Source organism: Pseudonocardia zijingensis (assembly GCF_042657305.1).
In the GTDB taxonomy this organism is placed as follows: domain Bacteria; phylum Actinomycetota; class Actinomycetes; order Mycobacteriales; family Pseudonocardiaceae; genus Pseudonocardia; species Pseudonocardia zijingensis.
This window is the reverse complement of record NZ_JBHSKO010000003.1, coordinates 594,426-607,869: the sequence shown is the minus strand read 5'-3', so window position 1 is coordinate 607,869 and position 13,444 is coordinate 594,426. Positions and strand designations below refer to the sequence as shown.

Below are 13,444 nucleotides of genomic sequence, written 5' to 3'. Positions count from 1 at the left end.
CGTCCTGGTTATCAGGGCGCCGGCCGACGATGCTGACCCCGCTCATCCGGTCCACACCGACGTCGCTGGTGACCCGCTCATCGAGGATCACCGGGCCCTGCAGGTCCGAGCCGGTCGAGCTCTCCCACACCGGCGCATGCCGACCGGGCTCTGCCGGGTTCTCGCCTGCCAGGTGGACCACGTCCGTGAAGCGGTCGACCAGCAGCGACCCGTCGAGCGGAGGGGTCGAGACGGTCGCGAGGTGCCGGGTCAGCGCATCGAGTGCCACCGGCCCGAAATCGGTCACGAACCGAACGACCAGTTCCGCCTTGTTCTTCTCGCCCTCCGCTCCACGAACGAACGTCAGTGCGGCGTCCGTCGCGTAGGTCCAGAACGACCACTGCGCGCGGTCGTACCGGGTTCGCAGCTCCGACGGCTGCCCGTCACCGACCGGCTCGTCGAACCCGCGCAGGCTCCCCAGCCGCGCCTGGACATCCCGCAGGATCTCGTGAGCCGAACCGGTCAGCCTCTCCGCACGCTCCGTCTCGTCATTGGCGTAGGACTCGTCGATGTCGTCGAGCAGGTCCCCGATCCGGCGGAGATCGGCCTCGACGGCCGCCAACCGAGCAGCGTCGTCCCGACCACCCAGGCCGAACCCGCTGCCGACGGCCATCGCCGCGGCGCCGCCCCATTCCCCGCCGAGCAGGAGCCCGGTGGCTGCGGCGAGGAGCCCGACCACCACCGCGACCCGCGCTGCGGAGGTCGTCGTGAGCAACCGCCACGCCGTACGCAGTGCGGGCGGAGCGCGCGCGTGCACGGCACTCCACATCTCCCGCGCAGCCGTCTCCGCCGCGTGACGCAGACCGGGGACCACCATCCACACCACGGCGGCCACCACGATGCCCACCAGCAGCGGCGTGGGCAACGCACCGGAGAACGCCACCCCGAGGCCCAGCAACGCAGCCGTGCCGCCGTCGTGGTTGCGGCCGTCGCGGTCGGCGGACGTGCCGCCGCCGTTCTCGTCCAGCCGGCCCTCCCCGGCCGGGCTCCCGAACTCCCTGTCGGACGACTCCGGCGGAGGTCCCCGCGGCTGCTTCTCGGTGTTCGGAACCTCGCGCTTCGCCGACGAGTCGGAGGTGGACATGGCGCCGGTGGTCCATGGCGCTCCCGCGCCCGGGCCCGGCTGGTCGGCTTCTGAACCCTTTCCGCCGCCGGACGGCGGGACGTCCGGGGATGCACCGGTGCTGACCGCCCCGTCGGTGCTGACATCCTTCGCGCCCGTCTGCCCCAGATACCAGGCGTGGAGCCTGCGCAACCGGCTCAGCTCGGACTCGGTGTCGACCATCGTCTTCACCTGGGCGACGGTCAACCCGGCGATCCGAGCGATCCGCTCCGCCGACAGCCCGGTCTTCGCGGCGTCCCGCACCGCGGGTGCGAGCACGCTGTACCTGGTCTTCGCCGCCTGCCCGGCAGCCCCCCGCGGCGCCTTCTGCACCGCGGCGCGCAACCTCGACTCCCCGAGGAAATCCGCGACCTCGGCAACGGGCCTGCCGATGATCTCGGCGATCTTCTCGACGGGCAGCCAGGGCTGCGCGGCGATCACGGCGTTCACGAGCTGGAGGTACGTCGACCCGGGGTCCGAGGCGGCCTCATCCACGGCAGCCTTCGCGGCCGTCAGTGCTTCCTCCGACTCGGCGACCTTCTCGCGGCGCCGTTCGAAGTAAGCGACCTGGGAACGTCCACGCCTCGTCCGCTCGGCGATCTCACGGTGCATGCGGACGTAGCCCTGGGCGAGGCGGGCGCGCTCCTGCAATTCCTCGCGACGACGCTCCAGCTCGGCGAGCTCCTCGGCGGCGGCGTCCCGCTGCGCGCGCAGGTCCGCCAGGCGGTCGTTCGCCTCCGCGACCTGGCGCATGCTGCTGACCCGCTTCCCCTTCGGTTGGGGCAACGTCGCCTGCCTCTGAACTCCAGCCGTCGCGCGTTCCTCGCGCCGGACGGCCGCCGCCCTGTCATTCAGGTTCTTCCTGGCCTCCGCGATCCGGGACTCGAGGTGCGCTGCCTCTTCCGCGTGCTTGCGCTGCTCCACGCGCCAGGCATCGGCGCGCTGCGCCGGCGTGTAGCTCTCCCACTCGTCCCAGGTGATTCCAGCGGGACGCCGAACCTCCGCTTCCGACGTGATCCGCTCCCCTGGGCGCCGAACCGCGACCCAGACATCAGGTACGACCGTCTTCTGGTCGATCTTGACTGCGGAGCCCTTGATGTTGAGCTCGTGGTCCTTGGTGACACGGATCGAACTCAGCACGAGCCGGGTCGCGTGGAAGCCGTTGAACCCGATTGTGATTCCCGCGATCCGGATGTGGATCCCCAGCTCGCCTTCGTCGTCGCCAAGGCGGGGGCGCCACGTGGGCAGCTGAGCGGGCGCGCCGGCCAGCGCCGTACCCAGAGCTCCTGCGGCTGCGGCCGGCGCATGTGCGAGCACGGCCGCAGCGGGTGACACAACGGCTGCGAGGGGTGTGATCGCCGCGCCGGCGATGCCCGCGGACGGAGCGAAGACGGGTATGACGAAAGCGCCGACAGCCGGGGCACCGGTGTGCGAGGGAGCCTCGGTGCGTCCGGGCAGTGCCAGGCCGTCCGCGGTGGCTGCGGACGGTCCGCTGTCGGGAGCGCTGCGAACCGGGTTCGTCGGCCCGTCACCGGTGATCCGCGCCCCGACGCCCGCCTCGGCCGAGATGACGGCCACCGTCGGAGCCGGAGCACCCGTCGAGGATTCCAGGCGGGGGAAGAACAGGTTGAGCACGACGAGACCGCTCGTGAGAGCCTTCGTGAAGATCTCCCGCACCGTAGCGGCGGCCTCTGCTCGAACCTTCGACCACTTCGACGGCGCCTTCGGAGCCGGCGGCAGCGTCTGCTGGGGCAACGAGGTCGCACCGGATCCAGCGGCGCTCGGACGTCCGTCATCGGGGAGCCCACCGAGGTTCGTCGGGTCGTGCGACCGCGCGGGCGCCGCTACCTCCTCGACCGTGACCGAAGAATCGATGTCAGCCGTCCGGTGGGCGGGGCTCCCCGTTGCCTTCCGCGAGTCGCGCACGACCATCCAGGCGCCGGCCTTGTCCTGCACGAACCGAGGTCCGATCCCCCTCCCAGCGGCCTCGTTCCGGAGGTTGACGCTGTCCGCGATCAGGTCACCGATCGCCTGCGACGACCTCGGGCCGGCAGCACCCAGCCGGTTGACCGTCCACGTGCCGTCCTCGCTCCGGATGACACGGAACGAGGCGCCTTCGGCCTTCGCCCTTCGGGCCCCGATCGTCGTCAGGCTCTGCAGCAAGCGTGCTTGACGGGCGGTCGCGGCCGGGTCGGTCACTCCGATCCGTGCGCTGCGCGCGCGGTACCCGGCGAGGACCGCCTCCGTGGTGGCCACCCGTGAAACACCCAGTTCGCGGTAGGCGGCCTTCTCACCGAACCTGCCGGCGTACCCGTATCGGGCGGTCATCCAGCCGCTGTCGGCCCGCTCTGCCCACGCGGTCGCCCGCGTTGCGTACTCGTCCGCCAACCCGGTCTTGCCGTTCGCCCGCGCGGCGGTGCTCTTCGTCTGCATCCTCCTGGCCATCGGGGCTGCGATCACCTTCGTGGTGAGCCCGCCGATCCGCGCCGGGAGGCCGAGCGCGGCGAACGGTGCAGCCATCACCTTGCCCGGGATGCTCGTCACCTTCGCGAGGTTGTCGGCCACCGTCGCCTCGTGCTGGAAGCGAACCCGCGCCGCAGCGGACGTGGCTGTCGCGCGGCCTGCGACGGCACCACGTGCGGCCGCCCGCAGTGCGCCGGTGAGCGGAGCGGTGACCAGCAGCAACGGGGCGGTGTCCTCCATCAGTGTGAGCAGTGGATCGCGCTGGTAGTCCGCAGCAGCGGTCTGTTCGACCAGGTGCCGGTTGATCGTGTTGGCGATCGGCGTGCGGACCCAGCTCCCGGTGAGAGGTGCGACCCGCTGGTAGTAGTCGGTGTCCGATTCGAACGGCCGCCGCTCCTGCGTGAAATAGACGTCCGGGTCGAACATCGAATGGATCAGGCCGACGCCGGTGCCCTGGAGCGCGTCGGCCACCTCGAACTTGCCGTCGCGGGCGTTCTCCCAACTGCTCTCGACCCTGTTGCTCCCCTCGACCCCGACCTGGCCGGCCGTGCGGTGCACGATGCCGAGCGCGCCGACACCGATCGCCGCGGCGTTGCGGAACCCGTTGCGCACCTCGTTGTCGTAGCCGGCCCCGAACGTCCGGTCGAAGCTCTGCACGGCGTCGGCCGTCATGTGATCCGCGCCGTCGATCAGCCACTGGGAGAAGTTCTCGACGTTCCACGGCTGGTTCCCGTCGACCCTGGTGGTGAGTTCGTCCCGCTCACCCGCCGGGAGACCGGCACCGACCGACTCGGTGAGCCAGTGGCCCTCGTGGTTGATCTGCCGGAAGAGCAGGTCGTACCGGTCCCGGTACGCCGCCGTGCCGTCGTCCCACCCGATCAGGGACCGGGTGACCTCCTCGGCGCTGCGGCCGGGGAGAGCATCCTGCCTCGCGAAGTCGAGCCCGTCCTCCATGCCCTGCGGGTTGCCGGAGGTCCACCATGCCGCGTGGTTGGTGATCTCGTCGTCGGTCTTGCCGATGAGCTGCTCGGCGGTGGCCGGATTTCCGATGACGATCTTCTTGAAGTGGTCGAAGCCGCGGTTGGCCCTCATCGCGAGCGCGAGGTCCGCCGCTCCCGTCGAGGGCAGGCGCATGTCGCCCATCGGGTGCGACAGCGAACGAGGTGCCTCGACCGCGCCGGTGTACCCGGTCTCCACCACCCCGACGAAGTCGCGGATCGTCCGCTGTGCCGCAATGTCATTCTTCGACGTCTTCCCACCGATGGTCCGGGGCTCGGGCAACGCGTCCGCCAGGCCCCTGACCGCGTCGACGTTGGCGTCGGCGGTTCGGAGGTCGGCGAGCATCTCGCGGTCTCCCGAAGCGGCAACCACTGCCATGTCGATGGCGCGCAGAACGTCCTGCGACTCCGCGTACCGGCTCAGGTGCGGCTGCAGCGCAGCCACGAGGTCGTCCGACCCGGCCTCGATCGCCGCCCCTTCCTCCAGGAGGGCCGACCGGCGCGCGTTGATGGCGTCGATCCGGGCGTCGAGGGCAGCGGCGTTCCCGGGACCGCCCGCCTCGTAGACGTCGACGTCGTGCTGGAGCGCCTTGCGGTCGGCCTCGTAGGCCCTCGACTTCCCCAGGTAGCTCCCATTCCTCTCGGCCAGCTCGTCCGAGCCTTGGACGAACACACCCGAGATCGTCTCGGCGAGGCGCTGGGACGTCCGCTGCGCGTCGATGACATCGTTCTTCGGGTCGGCGACGTAGTCGGTCGGCGGGGTGGCCACACCTGCCTTGCAGAGAGGCGAGGTGGCGCACCGGACGTCGACGGACAGCCGACGGTCACCGGCGAGGTCTGCCTCATTCGCCTCGATCGTCGGCTGCGCGGCTCCGACCGCGAGCACCCTGTTCACCGCACCGTCGAGGCCGGCCAGCCGTTCGGCCAGCACCGGGTCGGCAGCCGAGATCGCCGCGGCGATCTCGTTCTGCTCCGCGTGCGTGAGGGGCCGGCCCTTCCAGGTCTTCGCGACCTCGTCCAGCAGCGAGTCGAGCTGGTGCTGGCCGACCTCGCGGTTCCAGCGCAGGTGCGCGCGGTCGCGCGTGTACTCGAAGACGGCCCTGCCGCGGTCGCGCATCGTCGGCCGAGTCGCGGAGGGCGGCTCCGCACCCGCGGCGAGCGGGCCGATGAACTCGTCCCTCGGCACCCTCGCCGTCACCCCGAGCGCGTTGGTGACCTCGTCGGTGGGCTCGACCCACTCCAGGAGGCGGTCCGCGGGAGCGGAGCCGGCGCTGCCGCCGCGCTCACCCGGCACGCGGGACTGGCCGGTGTTGAAGCCGTCCTTCTCGGAGTACAGCAGCGCGCTCCGGCCGCCCTTGCCCCAGGTCGACACCCAGTTGCCGGAGGCGTCCGTGCCTCGCGCCTCGGCTGCCCCGTCGACGAACACCACCGCGCCGCCGCCGGAGCCGTCCTCGTCGCGCAAGAACTGGATGAACTCCGCGACCGGGACGTCGTCGGACGGGTCGTTGTCGAACACGACGGGGGCCGCCACGATCTCCTGGACGTCCGACGCGCCGTTCGCCCACTCGTCCTCGCCGGTGCAGCTGCCGCGCGCTCGGACGGCACAGGTGTTGATCCCGCCGGCGCCCTTCTTCGACGGCATGTAGTGCGTGCCGATGCAGTTGTCGCAGTCCAGCGCGACACCGCCGGGTCCGGTGACCTCGGCCGAGCCGTCGATGGAGATCCGGCCGCCCAAGCCGTGGCGGCCGGGGGTCACGACGGTGACCTTGCCTTCCGCGAGCCCGGGCGGACCGACGAGCAGGTCGGCCCCCCGGGGGATGACCCCGTCCATCTCGTTGATACCGCCGGGCTTGGTCGACTTCTGACCGGTGATCAGGTAGCCCTCGGCCAGCCGGCCCCAGCCCGCCCCGTCCCACTCGTACTTCCCGGGGTTGCCGTGGCCGTCACGGCTGCGGAACATCATCGACGGCGCGCGGACGTGGAGCTCGTCCCGGCCGAACGTGCCCGTGGGCTTGCCGGGGATCTGGATCTCCTTCCCGATGGTGTCGATCAGTCCGACGCCCTTCGGGAGGCCGGTACGCAGCGGAATCGGCTTGCCGCTCGCGTCTGCCGCCACGAACGGGGAGCCGTGGCGGTCGGTGAACCGCATCGTGTTGGTGGTGTCGGGCCTGACGATCGTCGTCGTCACCTTCTGGCCGGTGCGGCCGTCGTACACGAAGCCACGGCCCTTCCACCTCCCCAGACCGTTGCCCGCCTCGTCCCGGCCGACGTAGGCGTACCCCTCACCGGCGGCGACGTCGACCTTCGTCGAACCCGGAGCCACCGGGTTGGAGGCCCGGTACCGGCGCTTGGCGTCCGGATCGTAAGAAGCTCGTGGGCCGCCGCGTTCACCGAGCGAGCAGGCCTCGCGACAGGTCTTCGTGACCGAAGCCGCACCGGCTTCCCGGACCCGCACGGCAGCCGTGTACCGGGTCGCCGGCGTCGCCGGCACCTCGTTGGCCATGTGGGCCGACGTCTTGTACGGCCGGATCGGCGCGGTGCCCGACGCCTTCCGCTCCTCCCCGGGACGCAGGAACCTGTGCCCGTACTGGTCGTAATCGCCCGCCTCGGCGGCTGAGTGCTCCTTGCCCATTGCGCCGACGGACTTCGCTCCCGCGCCGCTTCCGTTCGCCGCCGCCCGTTCTGCCACTGCCTGTTTCGCCGCCGCCTGTTCCGCGGCCGCCTGTGCCGCCACGGCGCGTTCGTGCTCCACCCGGCCGGAGATCCCGACGTTCACGTACGTCGCGGCCGCCGCGGACACCGAGAGGCCCGAGCAGTCACCCGTGCAGCCGACATCGGTGCCGTCCTGGCCGACGCCGCAGCCGCTCCCGGAGCCGCCCGAACACGTGCCCTCCTTGTACTGGCTCCACTTCCGGTACGGCGTGTCCCAGGTCTGCGCGGTTTCCCACCGCGCCGTGAACTCGACGTGCGCCGAGTAGTTCCGCGCGCAGCTCGCCATGTCGGAACACGCCACCTGGCTGTTGGCGTAGCGATCGCCTGCCTGCGCGTCGGCGAACACCCATCCGCCGCTCTCCCCCATCGCGCCGCCACCCTCGTCGTGCGCGTACGCCGACGCCCACGAACCCGACGGGTGCGACGCGTAGTCCGAGGCCGTGACCTCCCAGCGGTGGCTGCACGACGCCCCCGGGTTCCCCTCACACGACGCGCCCGCCTGCGCAACCCCGCCGACGTTCTGGGCCGTGGTGCCGACCTGGACGAAGCCCTTCCCGCCGGAGGTCCGGCGCCCGGACCCGGTCGCGTCTGCGACCGCGCCGGGCGCCCTCGAGCGGCTCGTGGCGTGGTAGCTGCACGTCGCGCCACGGCTGCCCGCGCACGACGCCGCCGCAGCCGCCTTGGTCGAGTCGGTCTGCGCGAAAGCGTTCGTGCCGCACCACCCGGAGCCGGCGCCGCTGTGCTCGCCGCAGCGTGCCGCCCCCGACGCCGCGTGGCCCCCGGTCGCGCTCTTCGCGCTGCTCGAGGCCGCGTAGTCGTAGCGGCAGTCGGCGCCCGCGCTGCCCTCGCAGGCGGCCGCGGCCTGGGCCTGGCCGTCCGCTGTGGTGAGTGCCGAGGCGGTGGTGGCGCACCGCCCCGAGCCGGTGCCGCGGCAGGCCCCGTACGCGGCGGCGGTGGCACCCGGGTGCGCGCTCGTGGCCTTCGTGCGGGCCCCGTAGCGGCATGTCGACCCCTTCCCGCCGCTGCACGACGCCACGGCCTGCACGCCCCCGTCGGTCCGGGCGAGCTGGATGGCGGTGGCGCAGCCCCCGGCCTTCCCGGACCGGCAGGTCGCGTGCGCCTCGCCCCGTGGGCCGTCGCCCGTCGCGGGTCCGGTCGTCGTGGTGCGGCAGGACCTCCCCTGGCAGGTCGCGTGGACCTGGGCAGCGTCCTTCGCGGTGTAGCCGCCGGTCGCGGAGGCGCAGCCCTCGAAGGCACCGCACCGGGAGGTCGCCCCGCCGCGCACCGCGCGGTCCGCCGAACCCACAGCGCGGGTCTTCGACCAGGTGCTGGTGGCGCACCCGTGCTTCGTCCCGTTGCCGCAGACCGCGGTGGCCGAGGCGTTCGTCGTCGCGAACCGGCGGGCGTCCTGCGTCTTCGTCTTCCCGGTGCGGCCGGTCTCCACCGACGAGGTGACGGTGAGCTGCGCCTGGCAGTCCGTCCCGCCCGTGCACACCGCCCGCCCGCGGGCGCGGCTGTCGCTGTGCCGGCCGTCCGGTCCGGCCGCGGCGTGCGACGAGCCCCGCAGGGTGCCGGTGCAGCGGCCCTCGGCGCAGTCGATCCCCACGGTCGCGGTGCCGGTGCTCCCGCGGCCGGCCCGGCCGTCGTCGGCGGTCTCCACGTACGTCGCGGCGGTGATCCCGACCCGGCAGCCCTCGGTGCCGGCGCACCGGGCGAACCCGCGGGCGCTGCTGCGGAGGTGGCGTGCCTCCGGTCCGTGCTCGGCGGCCGGGGCGCCCTTCACCCATCCACGGCAGTCGCCGTCGGGGCAGTCGACCTCGGAGCGGGCCTGGCCGCTGCCGAGCGACCGGCGCTGTCCGCCGCTCGTGTACTGCGCCCGCATCGCGGTGGCGTTGCTCGCCACGGCGCACCCGTCGGCGCCGGCCCGGCAGCGCGCGGCGGTCGGGGTGTCGCCGACCACGCCGGACGTGCCGGCGTCACCCCACGCCACGCACCCGGGGCCGGAGCACTGCGCGGTGCCGGTGGCCTCGGCCATCGCGGCGCTGGCGCCCCGCACCGGGGTGGCGGCCGGCGCGGCCGCCTCGCGCGCCGCCACTCGGGCGCTGCGGGCAGCGGCCCACGCCTTCTTCGCCGCCTTCTTCTGCGTCGCGGTCGCGCCCTTGCGGTGCGCGATCCGCGCCTTCTTCGCGGCCGCCTTGCGCGCCGCCTTCGCGTCCGCCGCCGCCTGCGCGGCCGCGGCCTCCAGCTGCTCGGTGACGATGTCGGCCAGGCGGACCGGCTTCGCCGCCTCCGCGGCCGCCTCGCGCGCCACCTTGCGGAGCTCGCGTGCAGCGGCCTGCGCCCTCTTCGCCGCCTTCTTCTGCTTCGCGGTCGCGCCCTCCTGGGCCGCGACCCGTGCCGCCTCCCGGGCGGCCTTCCCTGCCTGTGTGGCCTGCTCGGCCAGTCGTTGCGCTGTCTCGTCCCGTTGCTCCGCGATCATGTCGGCCACCACCTGGCCCGACCCGGCGACGGAGCCCGCCTGTGCAACGCAGTCGCTGCGACCGCTGCTGCACCCCTGGGTGTCGGTGACGCGGGCCGGTGGTCCGCGCGCACCGTGCCCGTCACGGCCCGAGGTGGGGCCGTCGGTGGCCCACGCCGTGGTCGTGACCTCGCCCGAGCAGCGGGAGGCGCCCGTGCAGTCCACGACGCCGTCGGCCATCGTCCAGCTCGACGCCCCCGGCACGGTCGGACCACCCGAGTTGGCCGACGAGCCCGGCGCCGACGGGGCAGGCGGCACCGCGGGCTGCTGCGCGCCGCCCTGCTCCGCCGGGGCCTCGTCGCCGGTGCTGGTCTCGGTGATCGTGGCGTTCCCGGTGGAGCGCTGCGTCATCAGCGCTGCGATCGCGTTGGCGTCGGACCCGGTGGACGAACCCGAGTTCGTGACGGCCACGCACCGCCCGCCCCGCACGCCCTCGCAGGTGCCGGTGGACGCGGATCCCCGGGGCTTCAGCGAGACCGCGGAGTCGATCGCCGACGCCCCGCTGCGCACCGTGCCGGTGCACGTGGGCCCGCCGTCGCAGGACATCACCGCGCCGGACGCGGACGCCGCCGACGGGCCCGGCCGGAGCCGCTTGGTGTTGATCTCACCCGGCTCGGCGACGAGCGCCAGCGTGGCCCCGGGCCCGGACGACGCGGTGGACACCGAGCGCGCCTCGCAACCACCGGACACCGCTGTGCACGAGGCCCGGTCGCTCTTCGACGTGCGCGGCGTGCCGCCGTTCACCGCGCCGTCCCACGCGCTGCTGCCGGTGCGCACCGAGCCCGAGCACCGGGTGCCGGCGTCGCACCGCAGGTAGGCCTCCGACGAGGACGTCGAGGACGGTCCGGTGCGCGGCTGCTTCGCCAGCGGCTTGCCCGTGCGCGGGTCGATCACGATGTGGTCGGCGGCGCTCGACGACGCCGAGGTCGCCTTCCCACCGCAGTCGCCGCCGGAGACCCGGCACTCGAGGTCGGCCGACGTGCCCCGGCTGTGCGGAGTGACCCCGGTGTCGCGGGCCGACGTGCCCGCGTAGCCGGCCACCCGGCAGCTGCTGTCGCCACCGTCGCAGTCGACCGTGACCCCGGAGTCCGACACGCTCACCGGTCCGGACACCGCGGCCAGGCCGGCCTTCCGCGCCGCGGCGGCGTCGCGGTGCTCCACGACGGTGCGCGCAGTGGTCTCGCACTCCGCTCCCGCACCCGCCGCGTCGCAGGACGACTTCCCGGTGCTGCCGCGCACCCCGCGCACGTCGCCCGACGCGGCGCCCCGGGTGGTGCTCTGCGCCGACCCGACGCACGACTCCTGCTCGCAGTCGAGGCGCGCGTCCGACGTGCTGGCGGCCGACATCCGCACCGCCGGCACCGCCCCCGTGGCGCGCTGCTGCAGCGTGCGCTGGACCTCGGTGCCGGAGCCCACCTCGCAGCCGCCATCGGCGACCGTGCACGTGGTGCGGTCGCCCGCCGTGCGCTTCGCGTCCTGGTCGACGCCGTGCACCGAACCGTTGGACCGGGTGACGCCGAGGCCCTTGCACGCGGCCTGGTCGCAGTCGAAGGCGACCTCGGCGTGGCCGCCCGCGTCGGCGCCGTTGCTGTCCGACGTGCTCGCGGCCCGGCAGCCGCTGGCCGACACCTTGCAGAGCGCACCCGCCTCGGCGGCGGAACCCGGCGAGCCGAGCTTCGCGCCGGCGGACGTCGCCGCGGCCCACCGCTCCAGGGCCTGCGGGCTCACCCACACCTTGCGGCCGGCGTCGGTCAGCGTGGCCGCGCGCCCCGCGCAGTCGACCCCGCCGCAGTCGATGTCGGCAGCCGCCTCGACGGCCTGGCCGTCGGCACCGGCCGCCACCTCGCTGGCCGCGCCACAGCCGTCGGCCGCGTTGCAGACCGCCCGGGCGGAGCCGCCCTTCTCACCCGCGCCACCCGGCCCGTTGCCGAGGCCGAAGGAGTCCTTGTCGAGGTCGGTGCTGCGGCTGTAGCAGCGCCCGGCCTCCGTGGCGCAGCCGGACTCGGCGCCGTCGCGGTCGGCGGACGAGTCGACCTCGCAGGCGCCGGTGCAGCTCGCGACCGTGCGGGTGCGCTCGTCGGGCGCGTCGCCGCGGTACGGGCCGGCCGAGCGGGTGGTGCACTTCCCGCCGGCGGTCCGGCACGTCGCGTCGCCGCCGTCCGGCGTGGCGATGCTGAACTGGGCGCACCCGGCGATCCCGCCCTCGCAGCGGGCAGCCCCCACGGTCTTCGTGCCGTCGGCACCGCGGCCGGTCGCCTTGCTCGCACAGCCGCGGCCGGAACCGGTCAGGGTGCAGGAGGCCGACGCCTTCTCGTGACCCGATTTCGTGCTGACGCCACAGCCGCCGGAGAGCCCGGACACGGCCACGCACCGATCGGTCGTGCGCTTGCCGCTCGCCGACTCGCTGACCGAACTGCACTCGACGAACGCCCCGTCGGCGCCGCAGCCGCCCGCCGCGCCGCGGCCGTCCAGCTCGTCGCCCGGGTCGACGTTCGTGTCGCGGTCGGTGACCTCCATGAGCTCGTCGGTGGCGGTGTAGACCCGCGTGCGCACCTTCTCGTAGGCAGCCGTGTGCTTGCGGTACGTCGCCTTCGAGAGCGTGCCCGCGGCGACCTTGCGCTTCTCCTTGGCGAGCCGGGTCTCGAGCCCGTCCAGCCGCTCGTGGCCGGAGACCACCTGGTTCACCAGGCGACGCTGCTCCACGTCGACGTCCGCCCGCTGATCGGCCAGCTCCTGCTTGGCCGTGCGGTGCGTGACGACGTGCTTGCGGTACTGCGCCTTCGTGATCTTGCCGGCGGCTCGGTCGCGCTTCGCCTTCTCCAGGCGGTCCTTGCTCTTCTCGAAGGCGATCCGCTGCTTGAGCAGCTCCTCGGTCTCCTCCGCGACGCCGCCGTCCTCGTCCTTCTTCTTCGCGGACTTCTTCTCGGACTTGGCGGGCTTCTTCTCGGCCTTGGCCGGCTTCTGTTCACCCTTGGCGGGCTTCTTCTCCGCCTTGGCGGGCTTCTTCTCCGCCTTGGCGGGCTTCTTCTCCGCCTTGGCCGGCTTCTTCTCGCCGCCCTTGAAATCCTTGGCGTCCTTGCCGGGCTTCTTTTCCTTGTCGCGCTTGATGTCCTTGGTGTCCTTGGTGGGCTTCTTCTTGGCGGACTTCTTCTCGCCCTTGCCCTTCTTCTCCTTACCCTTGGACTTCTTCTCGTCCTTGGACTTCTTCTCGTCCTTGGACTTCTTCTCGTCCTTGGACTTCTTCTCGCCCTTGGACTTCTTCTCGCTCTTCGACTTCTTCTCGCTCTTCGACTTCTTGCCGCCCTTGGACTTCTTCTCGCCCTTGCCCGACTCCTTCTCGCCCCCGCCGCTCGACGAGTTCTCGGTCGAGGTGCTGACGCCTCCCCTCAGCACCCCTGCCGTCACTGCCGCTGCCGGGGTGGCTGCTGCCGCCGCGGGCGTGGCGAGGAATGCCGCCCCCACCCAGAGCACCACGACGGCGCCGGCGACCGCGAGCGTCCACCGCAGCACCAGCAGCATCCGATCCACCGCCGACAGCCGCAGCCGCACCGAGGCACGGGCGCACGAGGAGAGGTCGAGGACCTCCCCTTCGTGGGCGGCGTACCTGCGCAT

At 73.1% G+C, this 13,444-nt stretch carries 1 protein-coding gene (running past one end of the window); it reads right to left on the bottom strand.

Going from position 1 to position 13,444, the window contains the following annotated elements; genetic code table 11:
• Positions 1–13,444 carry part of the coding region annotated (locus tag ACFPL3_RS09865) for a LysM peptidoglycan-binding domain-containing protein (RefSeq protein WP_379588770.1) on the bottom strand (this coding region is incomplete at its 3' end). Its footprint begins 14,421 nt before the window's first position, so 13,444 of the 27,865 annotated nt are shown.